Annotated in this window: 27 protein-coding genes; 15 read left to right on the forward strand and 12 right to left on the reverse strand. The window is 61.1% G+C overall.

Going from position 1 to position 26780, the window contains the following annotated elements; translation table 11 throughout:
• The first annotated feature begins 14 nt into the window (after positions 1–14).
• Together Q1K29_RS06975 and pyrC are read left to right on the forward strand one after the other, a co-directional pair.
• A complete protein-coding gene (locus Q1K29_RS06975; RefSeq protein ID WP_300392519.1) occupies positions 15–962 on the forward strand; it encodes an aspartate carbamoyltransferase catalytic subunit in 948 nt (315 codons plus the stop codon).
• Positions 959–2233, forward strand: coding sequence for a dihydroorotase (gene pyrC / locus Q1K29_RS06980; RefSeq protein WP_300392522.1), 1275 nt, complete (start codon positions 959–961; stop codon positions 2231–2233). The genes Q1K29_RS06975 and pyrC overlap by 4 nt, the downstream gene beginning before the upstream one ends.
• On the opposite strand, the gene Q1K29_RS06985 is transcribed toward pyrC, so the two are convergent.
• Positions 2230–2781, reverse strand: coding sequence for a TetR/AcrR family transcriptional regulator (locus Q1K29_RS06985; RefSeq protein WP_300392525.1), 552 nt, complete (start codon positions 2779–2781; stop codon positions 2230–2232). The genes pyrC and Q1K29_RS06985 overlap by 4 nt on opposite strands.
• 601 nt (positions 2782–3382) lie before the next feature.
• On the opposite strand from Q1K29_RS06985, the gene plsY reads away from it, so the two are divergent.
• The 6 genes from plsY (at position 3383) to rsmA (ending at position 10651) form a co-directional block, all read left to right on the forward strand.
• A complete protein-coding gene (gene plsY, locus Q1K29_RS06990) occupies positions 3383–3994 on the forward strand; it encodes a glycerol-3-phosphate 1-O-acyltransferase PlsY (RefSeq protein WP_300392528.1) in 612 nt (203 codons plus the stop codon).
• Positions 3991–5067 (forward strand): DNA-processing protein DprA, encoded by a 1077-nt coding sequence (gene dprA / locus Q1K29_RS06995; protein ID WP_300392531.1) that lies wholly within the window; start codon positions 3991–3993, stop codon positions 5065–5067. Before plsY ends, dprA begins: the two co-directional genes overlap by 4 nt.
• A gap of 133 nt (positions 5068–5200) precedes the next feature.
• Entirely contained in the window at positions 5201–7387 is a 2187-nt protein-coding gene (gene lptD / locus Q1K29_RS07000) for an LPS assembly protein LptD (protein ID WP_300392534.1), read from the forward strand.
• A gap of 115 nt (positions 7388–7502) precedes the next feature.
• Positions 7503–8744, forward strand: coding sequence for a peptidylprolyl isomerase (locus Q1K29_RS07005; protein ID WP_300392537.1), 1242 nt, complete (start codon positions 7503–7505; stop codon positions 8742–8744).
• 67 nt (positions 8745–8811) lie between these two features.
• Positions 8812–9816 (forward strand): 4-hydroxythreonine-4-phosphate dehydrogenase PdxA, encoded by a 1005-nt coding sequence (gene pdxA, locus Q1K29_RS07010; RefSeq protein WP_300392540.1) that lies wholly within the window; start codon positions 8812–8814, stop codon positions 9814–9816.
• Positions 9809–10651, forward strand: a complete 843-nt coding sequence (rsmA, locus tag Q1K29_RS07015) for a 16S rRNA (adenine(1518)-N(6)/adenine(1519)-N(6))-dimethyltransferase RsmA (RefSeq protein WP_300392543.1) — start codon at positions 9809–9811, stop codon at positions 10649–10651. The genes pdxA and rsmA overlap by 8 nt, the downstream gene beginning before the upstream one ends.
• Here rsmA and gmk read toward each other — a convergent pair.
• The 7 genes from gmk to fabD form a co-directional block, all read right to left on the reverse strand.
• Positions 10648–11301: a guanylate kinase gene (gene gmk, locus Q1K29_RS07020; protein ID WP_300392545.1), complete on the reverse strand. Its 654-nt coding sequence runs from the start codon at positions 11299–11301 to the stop codon at positions 10648–10650. The genes rsmA and gmk overlap by 4 nt on opposite strands.
• A complete protein-coding gene (locus Q1K29_RS07025; protein WP_300392548.1) occupies positions 11291–12163 on the reverse strand; it encodes a YicC/YloC family endoribonuclease in 873 nt (290 codons plus the stop codon). The genes gmk and Q1K29_RS07025 overlap by 11 nt, the downstream gene beginning before the upstream one ends.
• Positions 12164–12180: 17 nt before the next feature.
• Positions 12181–13197, reverse strand: a complete 1017-nt coding sequence (mltG, locus tag Q1K29_RS07030; RefSeq protein ID WP_300392551.1) for an endolytic transglycosylase MltG — start codon at positions 13195–13197, stop codon at positions 12181–12183.
• Between the two features lie 70 nt (positions 13198–13267).
• Positions 13268–14551: a beta-ketoacyl-ACP synthase II gene (gene fabF / locus Q1K29_RS07035; RefSeq protein WP_300392553.1), complete on the reverse strand. Its 1284-nt coding sequence runs from the start codon at positions 14549–14551 to the stop codon at positions 13268–13270.
• An 11-nt stretch (positions 14552–14562) separates the two neighbouring features.
• A complete protein-coding gene (locus Q1K29_RS07040) occupies positions 14563–14799 on the reverse strand; it encodes an acyl carrier protein (protein ID WP_300392556.1) in 237 nt (78 codons plus the stop codon).
• Positions 14800–14909: 110 nt separating this feature from the next.
• A complete protein-coding gene (fabG, locus tag Q1K29_RS07045) occupies positions 14910–15650 on the reverse strand; it encodes a 3-oxoacyl-[acyl-carrier-protein] reductase (protein WP_300392559.1) in 741 nt (246 codons plus the stop codon).
• A gap of 54 nt (positions 15651–15704) precedes the next feature.
• On the reverse strand, positions 15705–16649 hold the full coding sequence (fabD, locus tag Q1K29_RS07050) for an ACP S-malonyltransferase (protein ID WP_300392561.1): 945 nt from the start codon (positions 16647–16649) through the stop codon (positions 15705–15707).
• Between the two features lie 322 nt (positions 16650–16971).
• Here fabD and rpsF point away from each other — a divergent pair, with 322 nt between their 5' ends.
• The 4 genes from rpsF to Q1K29_RS07070 all read left to right on the forward strand — a co-directional run bounded on the left by rpsF (position 16972) and on the right by Q1K29_RS07070 (position 19908).
• Positions 16972–17316, forward strand: a complete 345-nt coding sequence (gene rpsF, locus Q1K29_RS07055; RefSeq protein ID WP_300392564.1) for a 30S ribosomal protein S6 — start codon at positions 16972–16974, stop codon at positions 17314–17316.
• 11 nt (positions 17317–17327) lie between these two features.
• Positions 17328–17600, forward strand: a complete 273-nt coding sequence (rpsR, locus tag Q1K29_RS07060) for a 30S ribosomal protein S18 (protein WP_084393527.1) — start codon at positions 17328–17330, stop codon at positions 17598–17600.
• Between the two features lie 12 nt (positions 17601–17612).
• Positions 17613–18206: a 50S ribosomal protein L9 gene (rplI, locus tag Q1K29_RS07065; protein ID WP_300392569.1), complete on the forward strand. Its 594-nt coding sequence runs from the start codon at positions 17613–17615 to the stop codon at positions 18204–18206.
• Between the two features lie 214 nt (positions 18207–18420).
• A complete protein-coding gene (locus Q1K29_RS07070; protein WP_300392573.1) occupies positions 18421–19908 on the forward strand; it encodes a replicative DNA helicase in 1488 nt (495 codons plus the stop codon).
• 56 nt (positions 19909–19964) lie between these two features.
• Here the strand turns inward: Q1K29_RS07070 and Q1K29_RS07075 are convergent, their stop codons facing one another.
• The 4 genes from Q1K29_RS07075 to Q1K29_RS07090 form a co-directional block, all read right to left on the reverse strand.
• A complete protein-coding gene (locus Q1K29_RS07075) occupies positions 19965–20729 on the reverse strand; it encodes an ATP-binding cassette domain-containing protein (RefSeq protein ID WP_300392576.1) in 765 nt (254 codons plus the stop codon).
• Positions 20730–20738: 9 nt separating this feature from the next.
• Positions 20739–21554 carry an ABC transporter permease gene (locus Q1K29_RS07080; RefSeq protein ID WP_300392579.1) on the reverse strand — a complete coding sequence of 272 codons (816 nt, stop codon included), beginning with the start codon at positions 21552–21554 and terminating at the stop codon, positions 20739–20741.
• The gene (gene alr, locus Q1K29_RS07085) at positions 21532–22593 is read right to left on the reverse strand and encodes an alanine racemase (RefSeq protein ID WP_300392582.1); all 1062 of its coding nucleotides are present in this window, start codon (positions 22591–22593) and stop codon (positions 21532–21534) included. The genes Q1K29_RS07080 and alr overlap by 23 nt, the downstream gene beginning before the upstream one ends.
• Before the next feature lie 282 nt (positions 22594–22875).
• Positions 22876–23205, reverse strand: coding sequence for a UrcA family protein (locus Q1K29_RS07090; protein ID WP_300392585.1), 330 nt, complete (start codon positions 23203–23205; stop codon positions 22876–22878).
• Positions 23206–23365: 160 nt separating this feature from the next.
• Here Q1K29_RS07090 and radA point away from each other — a divergent pair, with 160 nt between their 5' ends.
• From radA to purF, 3 genes are read left to right on the forward strand one after another with little or no spacing between them, the layout of a single operon-like run.
• Positions 23366–24745 (forward strand): DNA repair protein RadA, encoded by a 1380-nt coding sequence (gene radA, locus Q1K29_RS07095; protein WP_300392587.1) that lies wholly within the window; start codon positions 23366–23368, stop codon positions 24743–24745.
• Positions 24742–25275, forward strand: a complete 534-nt coding sequence (locus Q1K29_RS07100) for a CvpA family protein (protein WP_300392590.1) — start codon at positions 24742–24744, stop codon at positions 25273–25275. Before radA ends, Q1K29_RS07100 begins: the two co-directional genes overlap by 4 nt.
• A gap of 47 nt (positions 25276–25322) precedes the next feature.
• Positions 25323–26762 carry an amidophosphoribosyltransferase gene (gene purF, locus Q1K29_RS07105; RefSeq protein ID WP_300392852.1) on the forward strand — a complete coding sequence of 480 codons (1440 nt, stop codon included), beginning with the start codon at positions 25323–25325 and terminating at the stop codon, positions 26760–26762.
• Positions 26763–26780: the final 18 nt, after the last annotated feature.

Raw genomic sequence — 26780 nt, forward strand, 5'->3', positions numbered from 1 at the left:
TCGAAAGGTAAGGCATGTCCATTCCGGGCTACAGCTACGAATTCAATCACACTCACCTGCTGAGCATTGAAGACCTTTCCCGTCTCGACATTGGACATATCCTCGATCTCGCCGAAGAGTTTGCCGAAGCGACCCGGCGCGGCGAACGGCCCGAACCGCACCTGAAGAACAATACGGTCATCAACCTCTTCTTCGAAAATTCGACGCGGACCATGTCGAGCTTCGAGATCGCAGCCAAACGCCTGGGTGCGGACGTGATCACCATGCCGGTCGCTCAATCCTCCGTGAAAAAGGGCGAAACGCTCATCGACACGGCCATGACGTTGAATGCCATGGCGCCTGATGCGATCGTGATCCGTCATTCTGCCTCGGGGGGCGTGAAGCTTCTCTCCCGCAAAGTCGATTGCGCCGTGATCAATGCCGGTGACGGCACGCACCAGCATCCCACTCAAGGTCTGCTTGATACCCTCACAATCCGGCGCGCCAAGGGCCGGATCGAGGGCCTCAAGGTCACGATCTGCGGAGACATCATCCACTCGCGCGTCGCCCGCTCGACAACGATGGCGCTGCACATGCTCGGCGCCGAAGTCACGCTGTGCGGTCCGGCGACGCTGATGCCATCCGGGACCGACACGTGGGGCGCCGCCCGCGCCCTGAGTGATTTCGACGCCGCCATTGAGGGCGCTGACGTCGTGATGATGCTTCGCCTGCAGCTGGAGCGCATGAATGGCGCCTACCTGCCGAGCCAGCGCGAATATTTCCGCAGCTTCGGCCTCACCGCAGAGCGACTGAAACGCGCCGCGCCGGACGCTACGGTCATGCACCCTGGCCCAATGAATCGCGGGGTCGAGATTGAAAGCGCCATCGCAGACGGCGACCGCTCTGTCATAACCGAACAGGTCGAAATGGGCGTGGCCGTGCGCGAAGCCGTGCTCAAGCTGCTGTCGGGGAGGCGCACATGAGGCTCCAGATCGACAATGCCCGCCTTCTCTGCCCCGCCAATGGGTGGGACGAAGCCGGATCTCTGCTGATCGAAGACGGCAAGATCGCTGAAATTGGCAAGGTCACCGGCAAGGCTGACGAGACAATCGATGCTGACGGCCTCTGTCTCTCGCCCGGCCTGATCGACTTGCGCGTCAAGACAGGCGAACCGGGCGCCGAGCAGAAGGAAACGCTCGCCACCGCTTCGCGTGCAGCCGTCGCCGGCGGCGTCACCAGCATGGTCGTCATGCCGGACACCAATCCGGTCATCGACGATGTCGCGCTGGTCCAGTTCATCGCCAATCGCGGCAAGGAAACCTCGAAGACGCGGATCTATGCTGCCGGCGCGCTGACCAAGGGGTTGAAAGGTGAGGCGATGGCGGAGATGGGCCTGATGTCGGACTCCGGCGCGGTCTTCTTCACCAATGGTGACCTGCCGATTTCGGATGCCTCGGTCCTTCGCCGGACCATGGCCTATGCTGCAAGCTGTGGCGCCCTCGTTTCCAGCCGGGCTGACGACCATGCCCTTGCAAAACGTGGCGTCATGAATTCCGGAGCCTTGGCAGCCCGCATCGGTCTCTCCGGCCTTCCACGGGAAGCCGAGTGGATCGGGCTCGCGCGCGACCTTCTTCTGGCCGAAGCCACAAAGTGCACCCTACTGGTCGACCAGGTTTCCACAGCGCGCAGTATCGAGATGATCAAGGCAGCACGGGCCCGGGGGGTGAAGGTCTGGGCCAGCGTTGCGGCCCACCACCTCTTCTTCAACGAACTCGATGTCGGGGACTATCTCACCTACTGCAAGGTAAACCCGCCTTTCCGCAGCGAAGAGGACCGACAGGCCCTGATCGACGCCCTGGCGCATGGCGAGATCGACGCGGTGGTTTCCGCTCATGATCCACAGCCGCCGGAAGAAAAGCGTCTGCCCTTCGCAGAGGCCAGCTTCGGGGCCGCAGGCCTGGAGACGGTCCTCTCTGCCCTGTTGGTGCTTGTACAGGATGAGCGCCTCTCCATGCTGGATGCGTTGATGCCGCTGACCGCCAGCCCGGCCAATATCATCGGCGTCCCGCAGGGTCAGTTGAAGGAAGGGGCCCCCGCCGACCTCATCCTGTTCGATCCGGAAAAGCCGTGGTTCTGCGAACGCGAACATCTGCGGTCGCGCTCCCTCAACTCGCCCTTCGACGGTCGGCGAATGGTGGGACGCGTGATGCGCACGATTATTGGCGGCGAGACGGTGTTCGAGCGCGGGACCTAGAGTCCCGCGCGCAACACGCCCATGATCCGCTCTCGAAAAGCTACGGCATCGATGCGCACACCGCGTGTCAGCACATCAACTTCCGCACCCCGGCAGATCGCCGTGAGCAGGTTGGCTGTCCGCGAGGCATCCGGTTGACCGAGGGCTTCGAGCGCCGCCCCAATGGCGCGTGGCAACTGCGCTGACCAGTTCGTGACCGCTTGCTTGAGGTCGGAATCGCGCTGCGCTTTGGCAATCATTTCATATTCGAAAGCCGCGAGCTCTGCCTGATCCGGCCCGAGACTTGTCATTGTGGTCAGGAAACGGGCGATTTCATCGAACGATGTCAGCGGACGCACCGAGAGGGCTGCCTTCAGGCCGCGACCGTAATCTTCCATATAGAGAAGGAAGGCCTCGCGGATCAGTTCGTCACGTGTCTTGAAATGATAGGTCAGCGTGCCTGGAGACATCTGCATGTCGCTCGCCAGCAAGCGATGCGTGACACGATCAGCGCCGTGCTGTGCAATCAGGCCAATCGCGGCACGCAAGATGCGCTCGCGGGCGGGCATGGTTTTATCTGGTTCGCTTGCCTGAGCCATTACCGTACAATCATACGAGGTAAAATCAGTCGGTTGCAAGGCCTGCGCCGGATCATTCAAGACAAGTCGAAATGCTTCAGCTCTAGTCTGATGTCTGGGGACCGGATGACTGCTCATGGATGTAGGCGTTTGCATATATCGTATAAAAGCACGAATCCTGTTTCAGGAGTTCGATTCCGGGGATTCAGGTCCTGCCTTGTCGAATAATTCTTGTCGGAAGTCTCACTTCGTACGTTTGAACGATGCCGGGAAGTCAATCACCGCCCCTGTGGATAAGTTTACACGCTCCAAGCGCACCCGTTCAGCGCACTGCAAAGACCAGCCGCGCGAAATTGGCTCGCCTGTCAGGCGAGAAACATCCGAGATCTGTAATAAATTCGGGTTTGAACGCCCGATTTCGGTACACACGAAATACCCGAGTTTGTACATTTGAACGAGAGGTTTCGGCCGTCCCGCGGCGAGCTGTCACGATCACAATCGGGTCACAGAGCGCTTGACCGGCCAGATCATCACAAGGACAAGACCAGTAAGCTGACACCCATACCGGCTGATTAATTCCAGGGACCTGTTGATGACCTACCTGCCCTTCGTCTTTTCTGTTCTCGGCGGCTATCTGCTCGGCTCGATCCCGTTCGGCCTGCTGATAACCAGAGCGGCTGGCCTTGGCGACATCCGTCAGATCGGTTCCGGCAATATCGGCGCGACCAATGTACTGCGAACCGGCCGCAAGGATCTCGCGCTTGTCACGCTCCTGCTGGACAGCTTCAAGGCCGGCCTCGCGGTCCTGATCTTCGCGCTCATTTTCTCGGACAGAGATACGGGACTGGTCGCCGGTGCCGCCGCATTTCTCGGACACTGCTATCCGGCCTGGCTCGGCTTCAAGGGCGGCAAGGGCGTGGCGACCTATGCAGGCTTGCTTGTCTTTGCCTCGCTCAAGGGACTGATGGTCGGTGGGCCCATCTGGCTGATCATGTTCGCCGTGTTCCGTATTTCATCGCTGGCCGCTCTCACGGCCGCCGCCCTCGTCCCCCTCGGCGCCTTGCTGCTCGGTGAGACACACTTCGCCGTTGGCGTGCTGGCCGTGCTGAGCTTGCTCGTCTTCTGGACGCACCGCGCCAATCTCGCCCGGCTTCTGAGAGGCACCGAGCCGAAATTCGGTCAGAAGAAGAAGGATGCCGGATGAGGGCGCCGGAAGACGAGGCGGAGCGGATCGACTGGGTCGCCCTCGCACGGGCGCCCCGCATTGGCCCGGTCACCTTCTTTCAGCTCATCGCCCGTTACGGCACGCCCGGTGACGTGTTAAGCGCCATGCCGTACATCTCGGCAGACCGCGATGCCGCACACCGCGAGCTGGAAGCCGCGCACAGCCTTGGAGCTGACATCCTGACAGCCGCCGACGCAGGTTTCCCCGGTGCGCTCTCAACCCTCTCGCCGCCACCGCCTGTCATCACGGTGCGCGGACAAGTTGACCTCTTCGCCAAGCCAGCCATCGCGCTCGTCGGCGCCAGGGACGCCTCTGCGGCCGGCCGCAAGATCGCGCGTCAGCTGGCCGCCGGTCTCGGAGCAGCAGGATTTGTCACTGTCTCCGGCCTCGCGCGCGGGATTGATGGAGAGGCTCATGCGGCCAGCCTCGAGACCGGGACGATCGCCGTTCTCGCGGGCAGCGTGGACCAGGTCTATCCACCTCAGCACGGCGACCTTTACCAGGCGGTCTGCGAGCAGGGCATAATTGTCTCCGAACGGGCGCTTGGGCATCGCGCCACGGCCCGCGACTTCCCACGCCGTAACCGTATCATCACGGGCCTCGCTCTCGGCACTGTCGTGATCGAAGCAGCAGAGCGGTCCGGGTCGCTGATTTCCGCACGCATGGCTGGCGAACAGGGGCGTGAAGTCATGGCCGTACCCGGCTCCCCCCTTGATCCGCGCGCCGCTGGAACCAACCGGCTGCTCCGCAATGGCGCTACACTGGTGCGTCATGCCGGTGATGTTGTTGAGGCCGTCTCCGCGCAGCTGCGTGAGGACGGCCATATCGACTGGGCCCCTGTCCTGCCGCTGGACCCGCCTGCGCCCCAGCCTGATCAGGCAGACGGGCTGGCCGCTCGAGTCCTGGAAGCACTCTCTCCCACGCCCCTGCCCATCGCCGAGATTGCGCGTGCCAGCAACTGTTCGGCCCGCCAGTGCGCGGCCCTGCTCATGGAGCTGGAAATCGATGGCAAGGCGCTGACCCATGCCGGCGGCCTGGCCTCTCGCACCTGAGCTCGGGGCCATCCGGCTGACAGGAAGGCAACAGCTCACGTGAAATCCCTGCAAGCTGCAGACGCAATGGCTGGACGCCGCTGGCGGTGCCGCTTATGCGGAATGTCTGGGTATGAGTAGAGCGGGAGGCCCCATGGCCGTCTGGAAAAGCGCCCTGGCAGCAGTCGTACTTGGTGCGGCCGGCCACACTGCCTTCGCGCAATCGGAAAGCGCCAGTGCCGAGACCGAGGCAAGCCGCGTCACGCTGACAGCGGACGATGTCTACGTCATGGAAGACGAGAATCTCGTCGTGGCCGAAGGCAACGTTCAGGCGGAGTATGAAGGCCGGGTGATGACGGCTGACCGGCTGACCTATGATCGCCAGACCGCGAAGGTTCGTGCCCAGGGAAACGTCGTGATCCTTGAGCCCGATGGAACCCAGCGCTTTGCCGAGGAAATCGAGACCGATGCCAATCTCGCCAATGGCTATGCCGTCGGCTTCTCGATGCGAACCACCGACGGCACGACCGCATCGGCCAACCTCGCCCGACGCGAGAATGAAACCTACAACTCGCTGGAGCGCGCCGTCTTTACCTCATGCGAACTGTGTGAAGAAGACACCACACCGACCTGGGCCATCCGGGCGCGCAAGGCTGTCTTCGATGAGGAAGAAGGCATGTACAGCTACCGTGACGCGGTGCTGGAAATTGCCGGCGTTCCGATCATTTACCTACCTTACTTCGCCCACCCCGATCCGCAGGCCGAGCGCCGGTCTGGCTTTCTATTCCCCACGGTGGGAAGTTCGTCCAAGCGCGGCTTTGTCTATCAGCAGCCCTATTTCTGGGCGATCTCGCCCTATCAGGACCTGACCGTCTCACCGATGATCAACAGCAAGGTCAATCCGGTGATGGAGCTGGATTACCGCAAACGCTTCTGGTCCGGCCAGGTCAACTTCAATGCCAGCTTTACCCATGAGCAGAACTTCGACAGCGACGGCGAAACCTTCGGCGATGAAAAATGGCGCGGGCACATCTTCGGCAATGGCAAGTTTCGCCTGACCAATAACTGGCTCTGGGGCTTCGGCGTCGAGAAGATGAGCGACGACCTGTATTCGCGGCGCTATGACATCGACGGCGAGAATGAGCAGCGCGGGCTCTATACCAACCAGCCGCGCCTGCTGCTGTCGCAAATCTTCACACAGGGTCAGTCGGCCAACTGGTATGCGGATGCCTCCCTGCTGACCTTTGACAGCTTGCGCTTCGACGACGCCCGTGAGGATTCCATTGCCGATGCCCTGCCGCTGGCTTTTGCCGAAAGGGTCTTCGACTTCGGGGATTACGGCTATGCAAGCGTCAACGCCTCTGCAGCCTACCTGGTACGCGATGCCGGCTCCGACAGCCAGCGCACCTCCGTCGGCGCAGACTGGTCAATGAGCAAGGTCTTGCCCGGGGGCTTCCTCGCCGAACCATTCGCCGAAGCGCGCTTCGATCATTACGATCTGTCCGATTTCCCGACCGAAGGGGAAGGCGACACGGTCGAACGAGGCTTCGGAACCGCCGGGATGCAGGTCTCCTATCCGCTTTTCCGGCCAGGCAAGTCTGTCGATATCACTGTCGAACCAATCATCATGGGGGCTGTCGGTACGAGCGGGCCAAATGATAGTGACATTCCAATCGAGGATGGCGACTTCTACGAACTCGACACCTCCAGCCTGTTCGATGGAAACGCGCAGGCCGGATACGATCTCTATGAAGGCGACAGCAAGCTCGCTGCCGGCATTTCAACAGTCGCGCGCTGGAAGTCGGGCGTGCAGTTCACGGGGATTGCGGGACGTCGCTGGCGCAGCCGCAATGATCCCCGCTTTGACGAATCCTCCAATCTCGATGGTACCGTCAGCGACTGGGTCGGCGCCTTTTCTCTGGATCTGGGCAATCCATTCTCGATCCAGACCAAGGTCCGCCTCGACGATGATACGCTCGAACTCAATCGCGTGGACACCAGTCTCGACCTGAATCTCAATCGCGTGAAGGCAAGCGCGCTCTATTATCAGATCAAGGAAGACGTCTCTGCCTCAGGCTCGCCTCAGGAAGGCATCCTGCTGCAGTCGGAAATCACGGTGACTGATAATTACTTCGTGCTCTATGGCCTGCAGCGCGATATCGAGGGCAATCGCGACATCCGTCACTCTCTCGGGCTTGGCTACCAGGATGATTGTTCACGCTTCGAACTTATCTTCGAACGGTCTGAGCAAATCGACCGTCAGCTGGGCCCCTCGGACTCCATCCTGTTCCGCTTCTCACTGAAGACGCTCGGACAGGTTGGGTCGAACAATTTCGAGTAGGGCGCTCGACCATGCGCTCAGACTGGAATCGGCACATTGCCTCTCGCCCAGTCCAAGGTATGGTTCGCCACAATTTCAGCGTCTTGCCGTGTGATAACGGCAAGCGGAGGTTTGCATGATCAGATTTGCTGCAGCGGCTCTTGCCCTTGTCATTACGTCACCCGCCCTGACCACTCCTGTTCAGGCTCAGGAAGGGGAGACGATTGAAGGCATCGTGGCCATCGTCAACGACCAGCCAATATCCTATAGCGACGTACGCGAACGCGCCAGCCTGTTGCTCCTGACGCTCGGTGCCCAGCGCCCCACCCCGGAACAGCAACAGCAGATCGCGTCTCAAGCGCTCGACGAGCTGATCGACGAGAAGCTGCAGCTGCAAGAAGCCGCTGAGTACGAAATTGAGGTCTCCGAAGAGGATATCAACGGGGCGATCACGGACATGGCCCGTCAATCGGGACTGAATCGCGAGGGGCTGATCGGCGTACTGCGCCAGTCTGGCGTCGACCCCCAGAGCCTTGAGGCCCAGATGCGGGCTGAAATCGCCTGGCGTCGGATCATGGGTGGCCTCTATGGCTCTCGTATCCGGATCTCGGCAAACCAGATCGACGAACGCCTGAAACGGCTTCAGGCCGCCTCACAGGAAACCCAGTACCGCCTCGGTGAGATCTTCCTCTACACCGCAAATGAGGAAGAGAAACAGCAGGCCCTGCAGGGCGCTGGCACGATCATCGAACAGCTCAAGGCCGGCGCCCCCTTCGAAGTAGCGGCCCAGCGTTTCTCCTCCGCCCCGACCTCCGCGGCTGGTGGTGACATGGGACTCGTTGCTCTTGACGATATCGATCCTGCCATCGCAGAGGTCGTACGCGGCATGAGCGAGCCGGGGCTCAGCGAGCCCATAGAAGTTGAGAACGGTGTCTACATCATCGACTATCGCGGTCGCCGGGACCCGTCCGAATCGGTGCCCGTCGTCAATATGGTCCGTCTGGCTGTCGGCAACGGGTCGGAAGACGACCTCCTGGCAGCAACGGCAGCAGCGGAAGACTGCGAAGGCGCCATCGAAATCGCGGAAAACGACCCGAACCTCAATGCCAGCAATCTGGATGACGTAAAGCTCGACGATCTTGGCCCGGAAGGCCGCAGCATGATCGAAACCATCGACGTCGGGCAGCATACCGATGTCATGGCCATGGGCGACTCGCTCGGTGTTATGTATCTCTGCTCCCGCGACGAGTCCGGTAGCACACTGCCAAGCCGTGATGACATCGAAAATCAGCTCTACACCCGTCAGCTCGGCATGATCTCGCAACGGGAGCTTCGCGACCTGCGCCGCGAAGCGACCATCATCCAGCGCGGTAGCTAGGCCTGTTTTCCGCACAGCGTCTCCGGCTTGCAAGCGCGAGCCGGATCACGCACATCAACAGGCCATGATGACTGAACGCCCTTCCCTTCCACTGGCCCTGACCATGGGCGACCCGGCTGGCTGCGGACCGCAGATCACGGCACGGGCCTGGGAGGCGCTGCGGAAGGAGGCCGTAACGCCTTTTTACGTCATCGCTGCGCCCAATCTTCTGGATTGTCCGACGCAGAGCATCACCAAACCGGATGAAGCCACCAGTGTCTTTCCGGCTGCCTTGCCTGTCCTGCCGCTCAGTGCTGCTCTTCCAGCTGTTGAAACCGGTACGCCGAACAGCGATGCCGCCGCAGCCATTCTTGAGAGCATCAAGATTGCGACTGGCCATGCCCTTGATGGTCTGGCTGGCGGGGTCGTGACCAATCCGATCTCCAAGGCAGTACTGTACGCCGCCGGCTTTGCGCATCCCGGCCATACCGAGTTCCTGGCTGCCATCTGTGAAGAGTCCACCGGTAATCCCTGTCCGCCGGTCATGATGCTGGTCGGTGGGGGGCTGCGCGTATCACTCGCGACGATCCATGTTCCGTTGATGAGTGTGCCCCACTACCTCACGCCGGATCATCTCGCGCAGACCGCCCGCACCACCGCCGCCGCTCTGGCGCGTGACTTCGGCATCGCTGCCCCGCGGCTGGCATTCACCGGCCTCAACCCGCATGCCGGTGAAAGCGGGACCATCGGGACAGAGGAACGCGACATCATTAATCCGCTGGCTGCAGAGCTGCGCGGGGCTGGCCTCGACATTTCGGACGCGCGGCCCGGAGATACGGTTTTCGCTGAAATGCTCGACGGGCGTTTCGACGCCATCATTGTCATGACCCATGATCAGGGCCTCATCCCGGTGAAGACGCTGGATTTCTGGGGCGGCGTGAATACGACGCTCGGGCTCCCCATTGTCCGCACAAGCCCGGACCATGGCACGGCCTATGACGCGGCCAGAGACGGCATCGCCCGGCCGGACAGCCTGATCAGCGCGATCCGCCTCGCGTCAGTCATGGCGGCTAATCGTATCGCCCATGTCTGAAGAAGGGCGCGATCCAGAGCTGACCCAGGGCCGCGCGCGCAAGGCGCTTGGCCAGCACTTCCTCTATGATCCGGACATCCTCCGTCGAACCGCCCTTGCCGCTGGACCCGTCGAGGGCCGCACGGTCATTGAGGTCGGTCCCGGCCCCGGCGGGCTGACACGGGCTCTGCTCAAGGAAGGTGCCGGTAAGCTTATCGCGGTGGAAGCCGATCCGCGCTTTGCGGAGGGGCTGGCGTCATGGCCAGAGGCCACTGACGGGCGCCTTTACGTCCATCAGGGCGATGCCCGCAAGGTCGACTGGCCGGCCCTGATCGCGGCGGCAGGCGGCGATACGCCCGCCATGATCATCGCCAACCTGCCCTACAATGTCGGCACGCCACTGGCCGTAGACTGGCTGAAGACCGGCGACTGGCGCGGAGAGATGGCGCTAATGTTCCAGAAGGAAGTCGCCGAGCGCCTCGTCGCTGGACCTGGCAGCCAGCACTATGGCCGCCTTGCCGTGCTCGCTCATTCCGTCTGTAACCCGCACATTGCGTTCACCCTGCCGCCCGGCGCCTTCAAGCCGCCGCCGAAGGTCGACAGTTCTGTGGCCGTACTCGTACCGCTGCAACCGGAAAAGCGCTTTGGCGATCTCGCGACACTTGAGAAAGTCGCCGCCGCCGCCTTCGGTCAACGCCGCAAGATGCTGCGGGCGTCACTGAAGTCTCTCGCCAAGACAAAGGGGATCGCCGCAACCGAATGGCTCGAAAGCTGCGACATCGACCCGACGGCACGCGCTGAAACACTGACGCAGGACGAGTTCAGGGCGCTCGCAACAGCATTTGCGAAAGCCTAAGCCTCACCCATCAGCTGCCGCACATGGTCCTCGAGGCTGAGCTGGCGCAGGCGCTTCAGGCGCTCGACGAGCAGGATACGTTTCAGGCGCTGATAGGCCACATCGAGATCGTCATTGACGATAGCATAGTCATAGCGCCGCCAATGGCGCATCTCGGCCTTGGCATCGCGCATGCGCCGCTCGACGATCTCGTCGTCCGAGCCCGGACGTGCCGCCAACCGGGCCTTCAGCGCCTCGATGCTCGGCGGCAGGATGAAGACCGAGACCACATCGCGCGGCATCTGGTCGTGCAGGGCATCGGCCCCCTGCCAGTCGACATCGAACAGCACGTCATGCCCGCTGGAGAGGAGTGCTTCAGTGTCGGCGCGCGGGGTGCCGTAGAGATTGTCGAAGACGAGCGCCCATTCAAGGAATTCCCGCTGGCGGATCATGCTGCGGAAGTCCTCGACCGTCTTGAAGTGATAATCGACGCCATCTGTCTCGCCGGGACGGGCGGGGCGCGTGGTTGCTGAAACCGACAGCTTTATATCCGAAAACTCATCCATCAGTTTCCGGCAGAGAGTCGTCTTGCCCGCGCCCGACGGCGAGGAAATCACTAGCATCAGCCCACGGCGATCGCCCTGGTCCTTCGGGTGTCCGCTATTCGACATTTGCGGCCTGCTCCTTGACCTGGTCCACCAGCCCTTTGAGCGTGAGTCCCTCATTCGTCAAATCGAGGCTGGCCGATTTCGAGCAGAGGGTGTTGGCTTCGCGGTTGAATTCCTGTGTGAGAAAATCGAGTTTCCGCCCGATGGCACCCCCCTTGGCGAGGAGGTCTCGCGCCGATGCAATGTGGGCGCTGAGGCGGTCAAGCTCTTCGCGGACATCCGCCTTGGCGGCCGACAGCGCGATTTCTGCAGCCATCCGGTCTGCATCGACAGACTGGTCCGCCTCCAGCTCCGCAAGCTGTTTTTCGAGCCGGGCCTTGAGCAGTTTCGGCTGGTCCGCCGCAAGGCTTGTAGCGCGCGCAACGGCGGCATCCATCTCGTCAAGGTGACTGCCAAGAAGTGTGTCCAGGGCATCACCTTCAGCATGACGCGCGCCGGCGAGTTCCGCCAAAACAGCATCGCCGGCAGCCTTCAGCATCTCAACCGTGTCCTCATCGGTCGCGATATCGCGTGTTGAAGCATTGCCCGCTTCGACTACGCCCTTCACGGTCATCAGCGTTGCGAGCGCATTTTCATCAGTCACGGGGTGCGGCGAAATCTGCTCATAGGCGCGGATCAGGGATTTCAGCGCAGCCGCATTCACACTCAGCGCCTCGGTCCCACCCGTCAGTTCGATCCGAAGACCGAGCTGGAGACTGCCACGCGCAAAGTGCTTCTTGGCAGCTTGCTTCATGTGCTGGTCAAGCGCTTCAAACCCCGATGGTGTGTTCACGCGCATATCGAGCGAGCGGCCATTGACGCTCTTGGCCTCCCATGCCCAACTGCCCCAGCTCGCTTCGCCCGCGACCCGCGCGAAGCCTGTCATCGAAGATACTCTAGCTGTCAATTATTTCGCTCCCGGGCGATTTCCTCGCGCTCATAGGCGCGATAGGCGGCGACGTTGCGATTGTGTTCGGCCAGCGTCTCAGCGAAGAGATGACCGCCCTTTCCGTCAGCAACGAAGAAGACATAGTCGGTGTCGGCAGGATTGAGCACAGCTGCAATGGCGTCGCGGCCCGGATTGCAGATCGGCGTCTTCGGCAGGCCGTCGATCTGGTAGGTATTCCAGTCGGTCGCCTTATTGAGCTCGGACCGGTAGAGCGTGCGGCGCTGGCCGGCGCGGTTGAACAAGGGCTCACCCTTCGAGACGCCATAGATCACCGTTGGATCGCTCTCCAGGCGCATGCCGCGCTTCAGCCGCTGCGTAAACAGGCCGGCGACAAGGTCGCGCTCGCTGGCAATCCCGGTCTCCTTTTCCACGACCGAAGCCAGGATCACGGCCTCCTCCGGAGACTCAATGGGGAGGTCATCTGACCGCTCAGGCCAGAGCTTTTCCAGCAGGTCGTCCTGCGCCTTTTCCATCCGCTCAATCATCTGGGTGCGTGTCGTGTCGGCCCCGAAAATGTAGGTGTCCGGCAGGAGGGTGCCTTCAGCGATTTCGCGCTCCGGCATGTCGCCGTCCAGATCGTCGGATTTCTCGATGATCCTCAGGATCTGCGCTGTCGTCAGGCCTTCCGGAACAGTGATGCGGTATTCGATGACATCGCCTTCGACCAGCTGTTCGAGGATGCGCTGCACGCTGGCGCGGGCCGGAATGGCATACTCGCCGACCTTTACCGCCGTCTGCTGGCCTTCGACGCGGGCATGCAGGCGCAGCGTCCTTGCGTCACGGATGAGCCCCTGCTCCTCGAGCCGGTCGGCTACGCTGCCGAGATGCTCGCCTTTCCTCACTTCGAAAGTCGTTGTCTCTACGGAAGGTCCGGGCTTTGCGACTTCGCTCTGCATCCAGAGCCAGCCGCCCGCAGCCCCAGCCACAGCCAGCACCACGACCACAAAGCCGAGAGCAAACAGGGTTTTCATCAGAAAGCGCATGGGCCCGACTCGACGTTTTGACTCGCCCCACTGTGCCCCAGCCCTGCTGGCAAGGGAACTAGTCGACCTGCTTCAGGATGAGGCAGGCATTCGTGCCGCCAAAACCGAAGCTGTTCGACATCGCTGCGCGAACCTGACCCTTCTTCGCCGTGTGCGGAATGAGGTCGATGTCCGTCTCCACGCTCGGATTATCGAGGTTGAGCGTCGGGGGCATCACCTGGTCACGAATGGCAAGCGCACAGAAGGCGCTCTCAATCGCACCGGCCGCACCCAGCAGGTGACCGACGGCCGACTTGGTGGACGACAGCGAAAGATTTTTGGTGTGCTCGCCGAACAGACGTTCGACCGCTCCAATCTCACCTTCATCGCCCTTTGGCGTCGAGGTGCCGTGGGTGTTCACATAATCAATGTCGGAAACGTCGAGACCGGAATGGCCCAACGCCATCTTCATGGCCCGATAGCCGCCTTCGGATCCTTCTGCCGGGGCAGTGATGTGATAGGCATCACCGGTCAGGCCATAGCCCGCAACCTCGGCATAGATCTTCGCGCCACGCGCCTTCGCATGCTCATATTCCTCAAGCATGACGACCGCAGCGCCTTCCCCCATCACGAAGCCGTCGCGGTCTTTGTCATAGGGGCGCGAAGCCTTTTCCGGGGTGTCGTTGAAATTGGTCGACATCGCCTTGGCGGAACAGAAACCGGCAATACCGATTTCGCAGATCACCGCTTCAGAGCCACCCGCGAGCATCACGTCGGCATCGCCGTACTTGATCAGACGGGCTGAGTCGCCGATCGCGTGGGCGCCGGTCGCGCAGGCCGTCACCACCGAGTGGTTGGGCCCCTTGAACCCGTGACGGATCGAGACCTGGCCGGAAGCAAGGTTGATCAGCGCCGAGGGAATGAAGAAGGGGCTGACACGCCGGGCACCCTGCGTGTGCAGCGTGATCGACGTATCGTAGATGGACTGCAGGCCGCCAATACCCGAACCGATGAGAACACCCGTACGCTCACGGTCTTCGTCGGTTTCGGGTTTCCAACCGGAGTCGGCGACAGCTTCATCCGACGCAGCAAGCGCGTAAAGAATGAATTCATCGATCCGGCGGCGTTCCTTGGCGCTGGCGGCCTTGTCCGGGTCAAAGGAATGCGGGTCGTCTGCACTCCCTCCGCCACGTCCGTCATTCCACGGAACCTGGAAGGCAATCTTGCACGGCACATCCTTGGTATCGAACAGGTCGATCGGACCTGCCCCGGACTTGCCGGCAATAAGCCGCTCCCATGTCGCCTCGGTGCCATTAGCAAGCGGCGAGACGAGACCGATTCCGGTGATGACAACGCGACGCATCGGAATACCCCTTAGGAAACGTGGGCCTTGATGTGGGTGACAGCGTCACCAACAGTGCGGATGTTTTCCTGCACATCGTCGGGAATTTCGATGTTGAACTCTTCCTCGAAGGCCATGACCAGCTCGACCAGGTCAAGCGAGTCGGCACCAAGGTCGTCGATGAAGCTTGCAGATTCAACGACCTTGTCTTCTTCAACATCGAGATTCTCGACAACGATCTTTTTAACACGCTCGAAAACGTCAGACATGGAAACCTCTCTCATAATGTCTGATTGGAAGACCGATCCGGTCTTGGAATGCCCGTTAGCACGAAGGTTATTGCATCGCCAAGGGCTGTGACTGTTCGGTGAAGCATCCGTTAGATCATAGCCATGCCGCCATTGACGTGCAGCGTCTGGCCCGTGACGTAGGCTGCTTCGTTCGATGACAGGTAGACTACCGCGCCTGCAATGTCTCCCCCCTGACCGAGTTTGCCGGCCGGAATCTGTCCTAACAGCGCCTCTTTCTGCGCATCCGGCAGCACGTCCGTCATCGGCGATTCGATGAAGCCCGGCGCCACGCAGTTGGCCGTGATTCCCCGGCTGGCGACTTCCTGGGCCATGGATTTGGTGAAGCCGATCATGCCGGCTTTCGACGCGCAGTAATTGGCCTGGCCGGGATTGCCGGTGACGCCGACAATCGAGGTGATGCCGATGATGCGGCCATGGCGGCGCTTCATCATTCCCCGCATGCAGGACTTTGCGAGCCGGAAATACGAGCCGAGATTGACATTGAGGACCTCATCCCAGTCCTCGTCCTTCATCCGCATCAGCAGGCCATCCCGCGTGATACCGGCATTGGCCACCAGGATATCGAGCGGGCTGCCGACGGCCTCTTCAGCGCGGCCGACAAGGCCATCCACGGAATCGGGGTCGGACAGGTTCGCTGTCACAACAGCGCCCTCTCCCGGCAGGCTGGCTTTCACCTCTTCCAGCACGCCCTCACGGGTGCCGGACAGCGCGACTTTCGCACCGGCTTCGGAGAGGGCTTGAGCGATCGCGCGTCCAATTCCACCGGAAGCGCCGGTGACGAGCGCAGTACGGCCTGTCAGATCAAACATGGTCTTTAAGTCCTTCTGCCGGAAACAGTTTCTATCTTTGCGTCCGTTGTCGCCTTAGCCGAGGCGTTGTGCAACCGATTCGACATCTTCGGGCGTGCCCAATGTCAGTCCCTCAATCTCTTTTGCCGTCCGGCGGTTCATCACGGAAAGCACTTTTCCGGCCCCCGCCTCGACCGTCAGTTCGACGCCCTGCCCGGCCATGTACTGGACCGTTTCACGCCAGCGGACCTGGCCGGTCACCTGTTCGACAAGCTGGCGGCGGATCGCATCCGGATCGTTGGTCACGTCGGCCGTGACATTGGCGATCAGCGGCGCGGACGGCGCCTTGATCTCGATATCGGCGAGCGCTTTCATCATCTGATCAGCGGCCGGCTGCATCATGGAGCAGTGGAAAGGCGCGCTGACGGGCAGGAGCATCGCCTTCTTCACACCCACCTCGCTGACCTTGGACGCCGCGAGTTCGACTGCGTCCTTCTGGCCAGAAATGACGATCTGGCCCGGCGCATTATCATTGGCGATCTCGCACACACCGCCTTCGGACGTGCCGATCGCGCACAGTGATTTCGCCTGCTCGGGATCGGCACCAAGGAGCGCTGCCATGGCGCCATGCCCTGCTGGAACAGCCGCCTGCATGGCATTGCCACGGATCCGCAGGATGCGCGCGGCATCCGCCACCTTGATCGAACCTGCTGCCGCGAGTGCCGAATATTCGCCCAGCGAGTGACCGGCCACGAATGCTGCATCGGCCGCAGAAAGCCCCTTCGTTTCAAGCGCACGCATCGCCGCGACACTGACAGCCATCAGCGCCGGTTGCGTGTTTGAGGTGAGTTTGAGCTCATCCTCATCCCCCGACCAGATAAGCTCTGAAAGCTTCTGGCCCAGCGCGTCGTCGATCTCCTCAAACACGGCTCTGGCTTCGGGAAAGGCGTCGGCGAGGTCCTTGCCCATGCCGATGAACTGGCTGCCCTGGCCGGGAAAGATGAACGCAAACTTGGTCATGGCGTCCTGCCCTTTTTATCTGAATCGTCTTTTCAGTTGGCGCATTGCCTAGAAGGGTCCACCCAGATGCGCAAGTATCGGGTGGAGTCAGGCTAATCGGTGGAGCCATGTCACTGACAGACATGGAAGAAAGGCAAATGACATCACCCAACAGGCAAAGCTGAAGGCGCCAGCTTGATTTTGTCCACAGTTTGAGGTTTAAGCGCGCTCTTCACACGGGCTGCGGTCCTGCGGTGCGGAATGAGCCGTACCAGTCAGGGGCCATCGCCGAAGCGTTTCCCGCGTTTCCGGCGCCGCTACCCAGAACCTTAGGGAACCAGAAATGGCATATTACGAACACGTGCTGATTTCCCGTCCGGACATCTCACCCGCCCAGGTCGAGACCCTGATGGAGGAACTCACCGACTTCCTGAAAACGCAAGGCGCCACCGTCGGCAAGACCGAGTACTGGGGCCTGCGCAACCTCTCCTATCCGATCAACAAGCAGCGCAAGGGTCACTATTCCCTGCTCAACATCGACGGCCCTGCCGAAGCGATTACCGAGCTTGAGCGCCGCCAGCGGATCTCCGACGACACGATCCGTTACATGACGGTGCGCGTCGACCAGCTCGACGAAGAGCCGTCCGCCATGATGGGCCGCAAGGGCCGCAGTGACCGCAAGGATTAAGGAAGAGACCCATGTCTTCAGAAAACAACGCAGGTGATATCAACATCACCAACATCCCGGCCCGGCGCACTTTCAACCGCCGCCGCAAGGTCGATCCGTTCTCCGGCGAAGGCGCCCCAGAGATCGACTACAAGGATGTGAAACTGCTGCAGCGCTATATTTCCGAGAAGGGCAAGATTGTCCCGTCGCGGATCACTGCAGTGAACGTCAAGAACCAGCGTAAGCTCGCCCGCGCCATCAAGCGCGCCCGCATGCTCGCGCTCCTGCCATTCACCGTGAAATAGGAGGACGACCCCATGGATATCATCCTTCTTGAACGCGTCGAAAACCTCGGCGAACTCGGCGACGAAGTGAACGTGAAGAACGGCTTTGCCCGTAACTTCCTGCTTCCCCGCGGCAAGGCCCTCATCGCCAACGATCGCAACCGCGCCCGCTTCCAGGCGGAACGTGATGCCATCGAGAAGCGCAATGCTGACGCCCGTGCCGAAGCGCAGAAGACCGGTGAAGCCCTCGAGGGCGTTGACCTCGTTCTCATCCGCCAGTCTTCCGACACCGGCAATCTCTACGGTTCGGTCTCGACCCGTGACATCTCCGAAGGCCTCGCTGAAAAGGGCTTCAAGGTCACGCGCGGGCAGATCAAGCTGGACCAGCCGATCAAGACGATCGGCGTCTACGAGATGGGCATCCGCCTGCACGGCGAAGTGATCGTGGACATCACGGTCAACGTCGCCCGTTCGATGGAAGAAGCCGAGCGTCAGGCCGCCGGCGAGAACATCATCGAGACCCTGCAGGCCGAGCAGCAAGGTGCGTCTGCCGAGCAGGCCGCCGAACTGGCCGAAGCCAGCGCAGAGCGCGAAGAAGACACCCGCGAGGTCGCCGAAGAGGAATAGTCCTCCCGGCACTTGCAAGCATTAAGGAAGGCCGCGTTCGAAAGGGCGCGGCCTTCCTTTTACCCTGCTCCCGAATTCCCGTGTCACACGAATCCCACAGTCTTCATTGATCTGTGGACCAACTGAAAAACGTGCGGGGGTTCCTGAGAGTCAAGGCTGCAATCGCTTTCATGGCTTGGTTAAGACAGAATCATAATATGCTGGGAAATTGCCCATGAATGACATGTCAAACCCGCCCTCCCTGACGGAGGCACCGCACAATCTGTCTGCCGAGGCGGCTGTCATCGGCGCGATCCTCTATGACAATAACGCCTTCCAGCGCGTCGCCGACATTCTGCGCCCGGGTGACTTCTATTCACTCCCGCACCAGGAGATTTTCGAAGTCTGCGCCAACATGATCCAATCCGGCCGTGTGGCCGATGGCATCACGCTGCGCGAGCATTTCGAAAAGGGCGACAAGCTTCAGGATATTGGCGGGGCCGCCTACCTCGCCGAGCTGCTCAAATCCGCCGCCTTCGGGCCGGAGATCTCCGACTACGCCCACATGATCCGCGACTTTGCGATGCGCCGTGAGCTCATCGACATTGGCGCAAGCGTGCAATCGCGGGCCTTCAAGCCGGCTCCGGACGAAAATGGTGATCGCCAGCTCGAACTCGCCGAACGCTCCCTGTTCGACCTGGCCGACCGCGGCTCCTCCGGACGCGGCTTCCACACGTTCAGCTCGGCCCTGAAAGAGTCGCTGCAGATGGCGGAAGCCGCCTATCAGCGTGAAGGCAAGATTGCCGGCATCGCCTCCCACCTCGACGATCTCGACCAGAAACTTGGCGGCTTTCACAGCTCCGACCTGGTCATCCTCGCCGGACGCCCGTCCATGGGTAAGACGACGCTCGCCACCAATATCGCCTTCAATGCCGCCCATGCCTGCCGGCGCGAGACGCAGGAAGACGGCTCCAAGAAGACCGTGGATGGCGCGGTAGTCGCCTTCTTCTCGCTGGAAATGTCGTCCGAACAGCTGGCCACGCGGATTATCGCGGAGCGCACGGGCATCAATGCCCACCGCATCCGCCAGGGCGATCTCGACAAGCACGACTTCGAGAAGATCCGCGAAGCCACAGAGGAGCTGCAGAACCTGCCGCTCTATATCGACGATCAGGGTGGCATCTCGGTCAGCCAGCTATCCGCACGCGCGCGGCGGCTGAAGCGCACGATCGGGCTCGACATGATCGTGATCGACTATCTGCAGCTGCTTACCGGGTCGAGTGGCAAGAGCAATGAGAACCGGGTTCAGGAAATTACGCAGATTACCATGGCGCTTAAGGCGCTGGCGAAGGATCTGAATGTTCCTGTCATCGCACTCTCGCAGCTCTCGCGCCAGGTCGAGCAGCGCGACGACAAGCGCCCACAGCTCTCCGACCTTCGCGAATCCGGCTCGATCGAGCAGGATGCTGACGTCGTCATGTTCGTCTATCGCGAGTCCTATTATCTCGAACGGACCGAGCCACAGGCCTCCCCGGATGATCCGAATGCCGGGGAGAAATGGGCCAAGTGGCGCCAGCGCATGGACGAGGTCTACGGCACGGCGGAAGTGATCATCGGCAAACAGCGTCACGGCCCGATCGGGCGCGTGGTTCTCGCCTTCGATGCGAACACGACGCGGTTTGGCAACCTTGAACGCGCCGTACCGGACGGGGAGTTCGAGTAGGGTCTTGGCGCAGCAGTACTAAGATTTTTCGTAATTCTCAAAAGCTGGATTGCCGATTAAATCGACGGCTGGATTGGCCCGTCTGCGCGGCCATGCACGAACTGGTCGACATGGTCATTGCCGGAATGGTCAATGTCGCTGGCCGGCCCGCGCCAGATGATCTTGCCCTCGAAAAGCATGGCGATCTCGTCGGCGATCTTGCGGGCAGACGCCATGTCATGCGTGATCGAGATCGAAGCGGCCCCGAGCGCCTTCACCTGCTCGATGATGAGGTCATTGATCGCATCGGCCGTGATCGGATCGAGGCCCGTCGTCGGTTCATCGAAGAAGATGAGGTCGGGCTTCGTGATGATGGCGCGTGCCAGCGCGACTCGCTTCTGCATGCCGCCAGAGATCTCGGCCGGATAGAGATCGGCAACCGAGGCGCCGAGCCGAACCTTCTTGAGCGTCTCTATGGCACGCTCCTTGGCCTCAGACCGCTTCATCTTTTCGGCATTGAGCAGGCGGAAGGCGACATTCTCCCAGACCGTCAGCGAGTCGAACAGGGCGCCGGACTGGAACAGCATGCCGATGCGCGCGCGCATCGCTTCGCGCTCCTTGCCCTGATCATAGGTGACATCGTCGCCATCAAAGAGGATCTTGCCAGAATCGGGCGTCATCAGGCCAAGCGCATTCTTCAGCATGACCGACTTGCCCGAGCCGGAACCACCGAGAATGACGAGCGAGTGGCCCGGCGCGACATCAATGTTCACACCGCGCAGCACATGGTTCGAGCCGAAGCTCTTCTCCACGTCTATCAATTCCAGGATCGGTTGGGTCATTGCGGGCCTTTACAGTCCGATATTCACGAACAGGGTCGACATGATGTAGTTGGTCGCCAGTACGAGCACGGCCGCGCCGACCATGGACAGTGTTGCTGCCCGCCCCACGCCGGTGGCGCCCGCCTTAGAGAGCGATCCCTGATAGCAGCCCATGATGGCGATCACAGCGCCAAACACGACCGCCTTGATGAGGCCGACCATGACGTCTTCCGTGGTCATGAAGTCGATTGTGTTGCGCAGATAGGTCGTGGAGTCGAAGTCGAGCCCGTAGACACTGACGAGCCAGCCGCCCATCACGCCAATGATGTCAGCGACGAGAACAAGCAGCGGAAGCGTCAGGCACGCCGCCAGAAAGCGCGGCGCATAGAGATAGCGGAAAGGATTGGCCGAGAGGGTTTTCAGCGCATCAATCTGCTCGGTGACCTTCATCGCGCCGATCTCTGCAGCGATGCCAGCCGTCACGCGGCCAGCCAGCATCAGACCGGTAATCGTCGCGCCCAGTTCCCGGGTGATCCCGAGGACCACGATGTTTGGCACGAACTGCTCGGCGCCGAACCGGTTGCCGCCAGTGTAGATGTTGAGCGCCAGTGCGGCCCCGATGAACACCGCCGACAGGCCGACCACCGGCAGAGAGTAGAAACCGATGGCAATCATCTGTTTCCAGATCTGCGTCAGATTCCATGGGGGCGACAGCGCCGAGCCGATGACCTTACCGGAATAGATGATCAGACGGCCGATCTCCGCGAACAGGCCAATCGCCGCGCGACCGATCCAGCCTAGCGGGTTCGGAAAGCCGCCGGATTTACTCGTAGATGCGTCTGACACGATCACCCAGTCCCGTTACAAGTTCATAGCCGACTGTGCCGGCACGTTTTGCCTGGTCCTCAAGCGGGACCTCAGCCCCGATGAATTGAGCGAATGCGCCCGGTTTGGCAAGGGCCTGTGCTGAGGTCACATCGATCGTGATCAGATCCATCGATACCCGCCCGACAATCGGACAACGCTGACCGCCAAGACTTGCATACCCCCTGTTGCCCGCCGATCGCGGAAATCCGTCGCCATAACCAAGCGCGACCGTGGCAAGCGTACGCGGGGTGGCAAATGTCCACTCGGCCCCATAGCCGGCAGTTTCTCCCGCGGCCACATGCTGGACGGTCAGGATCGGAGCCTCAAGCGTCATGCCGGGCCGGATTGTCACGGTTTCGGGTGGTGTCGGTCCCCCACCATAGAGGCCGATACCGGGACGCGTTATATCAAAGCCGTAAGTGTGTCCGAGATAACAGCCCCCTGTATTCGCAAAGCTCTTTCGCGCGGCGGTGAACGAAGCGGAGAGATCGCGAAATTCCGAGCGTTGCCGAGCATTGAGCGGATTGGACGGCACATCGGAATCCACCAGGTGAGACATGACATGTGCGGGCGGATGCGCGCTTGAAAGGTCCATCAGCTCCGGCACATCTTCCGGCCGGATGCCAAGCCGGTTCATCCCCGTATCGAGATGCACGGCGTAGGGGACAGTATCATCATGCGAAAGCCAGTCCCTCAAGGCTGGCAATGAATTGATGACCGGTACCAGGCCCGCCTTCTGGATGAGCGCACGGTCCTCTTGTTCGGCACCGTTAAAAACAAGAATGTCTGCTGCAGACCCGATAGCGTCGCGCAGAGCGGCCCCCTCTTCCACATACGCGACAAAGAAAGTCTTGCAGCCAGCCTGGTGGAGCGCCCGCGCGACCGGACCAACCCCGTGACCGTATGCATTTGCCTTGACCACTGCGCCCGCTTCGCCGTCAGGCGCAAGGGAAGCAATCGCGCGCCAGTTGGCGACGATGGTGTCAGTGTGAATGCGGGCGCGCGGATGCAGGCTCATAGGCGTAGCGTTTAATGGGCGTCGCCCGCCCGGCAAACCGCAAATGTCTGGAAGCTGCGAATCCAGCCGCCCTGTCTTCAGAATTTAATGCCGATGGCTGCAATTCCATAAGCAAATACGGCTCAATGCCCAAAGATAAAATTACGTTTGTAACTACCCTATTTCAGAGCGCTTGGTAAGCACGATTACAAACAGCTTTGATCTCACGCTCCGCTCGAATAGAATCTGTCCGGCCGAAAAGAACTCCGGCCGGACAGCATTTTGAGCGGCGTTGAAGCGCGATCAGCCAGCGCGGGCAGCGTCGAGTGCGGCGCGACGCGCAGGATCAGTTCCGAGGGACTCGATCGCGGTATCGACAGCGTCCCTGACGCATTTGCGTTCCAGGCGGAACTGCGTAAGCGTCCGGCTTCCATTACGTACACCGCAGACGATTTCGGCTGCCTCTTCGATCTTATCGAGCACTATTCTGGCGCCGGCCGGATCGGCCAGATCGGCTCCAGAAAACTTGACGGCCATTTGCTTCTGAGTGTTGGCCTGATCGGCAAAGGCCGGAGCGACCGGTGCAGCGATCAGGGTTGCGGTGATAATGCCAGCAAGAACAGTTCGGGACATGGGTATTCCTTCTCTCTCATTTTTATCGACCCTTTCCCTTGAGCCCTTTCCTCTTAGCAAGTTTTATCGTTTTTCAATAATTAATTCTACGTAATGTTACGATTGTAATGTATCCGTCACGTCTTTCCCTTGGCCGCGCATCACTATAGCTCCTTTGCGCATGGCCCGATCCACGATTGCCTTCGTCTGCCAGAGCTGTGGTGCCACTCATCCGAAATGGGCCGGACGCTGCGAAGCGTGCGGGGCCTGGAATACGCTAGTTGAGGAAGAAACCGCCTCTGCGGCACCGGGCGGGCTGGCGGCTCCGAAGACGCTCTCGAAGAAGGCCGGCAAGGCCGAGCTCACCTCCCTTAGTGCTGTCAGTGAGGCACCGGCCCGCCACGTCATCGGCGTCGACGAACTCGACCGGGTCTTCGGTGGTGGGCTCGTCCCCTCTTCCGCGACATTGATTGGTGGTGACCCGGGTATCGGCAAATCCACGCTCCTTCTGCAAGTTGCTGCCCGGCTTGCCCGTAACGGATTGAAGACCGTGTACGTGTCTGGTGAGGAGGCTGCTGCCCAGATTCAGGAGCGCGCACGCCGCCTGAAAGTTGCCGAAAGCCCCGTCGATCTCGCCACGGAAACCGATCTGCGCAAGGTGCTCTCCACCCTTAAAGCCGCGCAGCCGGAGTTCGTTGTCATCGACTCGATCCAGACCATGTGGTCCGACAGCCTGGAGGCAGCCCCCGGCTCGGTCGCCCAGGTCCGTGCCTGTGCGCAGGAGCTGACACGCTGGGCGAAGAAATCCGGCGTGGCACTCGTGCTCGTCGGCCATGTCACCAAGGAGGGCCAGATCGCCGGCCCGCGCGTCGTCGAGCACATGGTCGATACGGTGTTCTATTTCGAGGGCGAACGCGGTCACCAGTTCCGCATCCTGCGCGCGGTGAAGAACCGCTTCGGCCCGACCGACGAGATCGGCATTTTCGAAATGCACACCTACGGCCTGGCGCCCGCGCGCGAGCCGTCGGCCCTCTTCCTGTCCAGCGATAGCGAGACGTCGGGCGGTGCGGCTGTCTTCGCTGCAATGGAAGGGTCACGCCCCGTCCTCGCCGAAGTACAAGCGCTCGTCTCGAACTCGGCCTACGGAACGCCACGGCGCAGTATTGTCGGCTGGGACGCCAATCGCCTTGCGATGGTTCTCGCCGTTCTGGAAGCGCGCTGCGGGGTCTCTCTTGGTGGGCGTGATGTCTATCTCTCGGTCGCAGGCGGCTACCGAATCAATGAGCCGGCAGGCGATGTCGCTGCCGCTGCGGCCCTGCTTACCTCTCTTGCTGACAAGCCTGCACCGGAAAAATCCGTCTTCTTCGGTGAAATAGCGCTCTCCGGCACGATCCGGCCGGTTGCGCGGATGGATCAGCGGCTTAAAGAGGCACAGAGACTGGGCTTTCGTCACGCATTTGTCCCGGATGGCAGCTACTCGGCAATTGAAGGGTTGACCGTGACGGCCCTCACACGGCTATCTGAACTCGTAGAGTTACTTGGTCCGGATACAGACGCATGATGGACGCCCTCACAGCCTTTGACGCGATCGTGATCGTCCTTCTGATCATATCGACGCTCATGGCTTTGGCGCGCGGCTTCATGCGTGAACTGGCAACCCTGGGCGCCTTCATCGCCGCACTCGCTGCCGCCTACTATGCCCGCCTCTTCCTGCGTGACCCTCTGGCCGCGATCATGCCCGCCGATTCGCCGGACTGGTTGCCGGATCTCATCCTGTTCCTGGGCTTTTTTCTGCTTGTCTATGTTATCGTTGCCTGGTTCGGTGCGAGTCTTTCCAAATCCATTCAGGGCGCCGAAGGCGTTAGCGTTTTCGATCGTGTTGCAGGGGCAACCTTCGGCTTTGCCCGGGGGGCTGTCGTCCTGATTTTCTTCGTGTTTCTCATGCGGATGGCGCTCGATCAGGATCGCATCCCGGAATGGATTCGCGACGCGCAGACCTACCCCGTTCTGCAGAATGGCGCCGAGTATGTTGAACGCTACGCGCCTGAGGTTGGCGAGCGCGTTCAACAGCGCATGCCCCTTGACGAGTGACCGGGCCCGGCATACTTCGCTGACAGATTGGTGACAGCGAGGTGTCGATGATCTGGGACCATGATGACGACAAGCCTCGCGAAGAGTGTGGCATTGTAGGCGTCTTCGGACACCCGGAAGCATCCCTTCTGACTGCGCTCGGTCTCCACGCCCTCCAGCATCGCGGACAGGAAGCCTGCGGGATCGCCACCTTCGATGGCGAGAAATTCCACAATGAACGCCATATGGGCCTTGTCGGCGAGAATTTCGGTGGTGACCTGACAGCCAGGCTACCGGGCAGCGCGGCCATCGGCCACAACCGCTACTCGACCCAGGGCAAGCCTGCCTTGCGCAATATCCAGCCAATTTTCGCCGATCTTGCATCCTCGGGCTTTGCAGTCGCCCACAATGGCAACATCACAAACGCCCGCGCGCTGCGCCGTGACCTGATCGAGAAGGGCGCGATCTTCCAGTCGACCATGGATACGGAAGTCGTCCTGCAACTCGTGGCGCGCAGCCCGAAGCCGCTGATGCGCGACCGCTTCCAGGATGCCCTCACCTATATTGAGGGCGGGTATGCCCTCGTGGGCCTGACCAACAAGAAGCTCATCGGCGCCCGCGACCCGATCGGCTTACGCCCGCTCGTGCTTGGCAAGATCGGCAAGGGCTGGGTCCTTGCCTCTGAGACCTGCGCCCTCGACATCATTGGTGCGGAGTTCGTCCGCGAGATCGAGAATGGCGAAGTGGTGATCATCAGCGAGGAAGGCGTGGAAAGCTACTTCCCCTTCCCGCGCCGCCCTGCAGCGCCGTGCCTGTTCGAATATGTCTACTTTGCACGCCCTGACAGCGTCGTTCAGGGCCGCAGCGTCTATGAAGTCCGCCGCCGCATGGGCCATCAGCTCGCGCGGGAAAACCCGGCGGATGTCGATGTCATCGTGCCTGTTCCGGACTCCGGCGTTCCGGCCGCCATTGGCTTTTCTGAAGTCAGCGGCGTGCCTTTCCAGCTCGGCATTATTCGCAGCCACTATGTCGGTCGGACCTTCATCGAGCCGACCCAGACCGGGCGACAGCGCTCCATCTCACGCAAGCACTCCCCGAACAGGGCCGTCCTCGAAGGCAAGCGAGTCCTGCTGGTCGATGACTCCATAGTGCGTGGCAACACGTCGAAGAAAATTGTCCAGATGGTTCGCGATGCCGGGGCTCGCGAAGTCCATATGCGCTCGGCCAGCCCACCCATCACGCACCCGGATTTCTACGGTATCGACATGGCCGCTCAGTCGGAACTGATGGCGGCCAATCACTCGCTTGAGGAAATGCGCAACTTCCTCAAGGTCGAGACGCTTGGCTTCCTGTCCGTGCCAGGGCTCTATTCCTCCATCGGTGTCGAACGCAATTCCGAGATGCCGCAATTTGCCGACCATTGCTTTACCGGCTGCTACCCGACCCGGCTCGTCGACCATCAGCGTGACGAGAGCGCGAAGGAACGCCAGCTTTCCCTGCTGGACTAAGCGCGCCGACGGATTTAG

The organism is Henriciella sp. (genome assembly GCF_029937755.1).
Lineage (GTDB): Bacteria > Pseudomonadota > Alphaproteobacteria > Caulobacterales > Hyphomonadaceae > Henriciella.

Bases quoted from the DNA above. Each gene is read 5' to 3' on its own strand.
- Q1K29_RS06975 (WP_300392519.1), top strand. From the start codon at position 15: ATGTCCATTCCGGGCTACAGCTACGAATTCAATCACACTCACCTGCTG.
- pyrC (WP_300392522.1), top strand. From the start codon at position 959: ATGAGGCTCCAGATCGACAATGCCCGCCTTCTCTGCCCCGCCAATGGG.
- Q1K29_RS06985 (WP_300392525.1), bottom strand. From the start codon at position 2,781: ATGCCCGCCCGCGAGCGCATCTTGCGTGCCGCGATTGGCCTGATTGCA.
- plsY (WP_300392528.1), top strand. From the start codon at position 3,383: ATGACCTACCTGCCCTTCGTCTTTTCTGTTCTCGGCGGCTATCTGCTC.
- dprA (WP_300392531.1), top strand. From the start codon at position 3,991: ATGAGGGCGCCGGAAGACGAGGCGGAGCGGATCGACTGGGTCGCCCTC.
- lptD (WP_300392534.1), top strand. From the start codon at position 5,201: ATGGCCGTCTGGAAAAGCGCCCTGGCAGCAGTCGTACTTGGTGCGGCC.
- Q1K29_RS07005 (WP_300392537.1), top strand. From the start codon at position 7,503: ATGATCAGATTTGCTGCAGCGGCTCTTGCCCTTGTCATTACGTCACCC.
- pdxA (WP_300392540.1), top strand. From the start codon at position 8,812: ATGACTGAACGCCCTTCCCTTCCACTGGCCCTGACCATGGGCGACCCG.
- rsmA (WP_300392543.1), top strand. From the start codon at position 9,809: ATGTCTGAAGAAGGGCGCGATCCAGAGCTGACCCAGGGCCGCGCGCGC.
- gmk (WP_300392545.1), bottom strand. From the start codon at position 11,301: ATGTCGAATAGCGGACACCCGAAGGACCAGGGCGATCGCCGTGGGCTG.
- Q1K29_RS07025 (WP_300392548.1), bottom strand. From the start codon at position 12,163: ATGACAGGCTTCGCGCGGGTCGCGGGCGAAGCGAGCTGGGGCAGTTGG.
- mltG (WP_300392551.1), bottom strand. From the start codon at position 13,197: ATGAAAACCCTGTTTGCTCTCGGCTTTGTGGTCGTGGTGCTGGCTGTG.
- fabF (WP_300392553.1), bottom strand. From the start codon at position 14,551: ATGCGTCGCGTTGTCATCACCGGAATCGGTCTCGTCTCGCCGCTTGCT.
- Q1K29_RS07040 (WP_300392556.1), bottom strand. From the start codon at position 14,799: ATGTCTGACGTTTTCGAGCGTGTTAAAAAGATCGTTGTCGAGAATCTC.
- fabG (WP_300392559.1), bottom strand. From the start codon at position 15,650: ATGTTTGATCTGACAGGCCGTACTGCGCTCGTCACCGGCGCTTCCGGT.
- fabD (WP_300392561.1), bottom strand. From the start codon at position 16,649: ATGACCAAGTTTGCGTTCATCTTTCCCGGCCAGGGCAGCCAGTTCATC.
- rpsF (WP_300392564.1), top strand. From the start codon at position 16,972: ATGGCATATTACGAACACGTGCTGATTTCCCGTCCGGACATCTCACCC.
- rpsR (WP_084393527.1), top strand. From the start codon at position 17,328: ATGTCTTCAGAAAACAACGCAGGTGATATCAACATCACCAACATCCCG.
- rplI (WP_300392569.1), top strand. From the start codon at position 17,613: ATGGATATCATCCTTCTTGAACGCGTCGAAAACCTCGGCGAACTCGGC.
- Q1K29_RS07070 (WP_300392573.1), top strand. From the start codon at position 18,421: ATGAATGACATGTCAAACCCGCCCTCCCTGACGGAGGCACCGCACAAT.
- Q1K29_RS07075 (WP_300392576.1), bottom strand. From the start codon at position 20,729: ATGACCCAACCGATCCTGGAATTGATAGACGTGGAGAAGAGCTTCGGC.
- alr (WP_300392582.1), bottom strand. From the start codon at position 22,593: ATGAGCCTGCATCCGCGCGCCCGCATTCACACTGACACCATCGTCGCC.
- Q1K29_RS07090 (WP_300392585.1), bottom strand. From the start codon at position 23,205: ATGTCCCGAACTGTTCTTGCTGGCATTATCACCGCAACCCTGATCGCT.
- radA (WP_300392587.1), top strand. From the start codon at position 23,366: ATGGCCCGATCCACGATTGCCTTCGTCTGCCAGAGCTGTGGTGCCACT.
- Q1K29_RS07100 (WP_300392590.1), top strand. From the start codon at position 24,742: ATGATGGACGCCCTCACAGCCTTTGACGCGATCGTGATCGTCCTTCTG.
- purF (WP_300392852.1), top strand. From the start codon at position 25,323: ATGATCTGGGACCATGATGACGACAAGCCTCGCGAAGAGTGTGGCATT.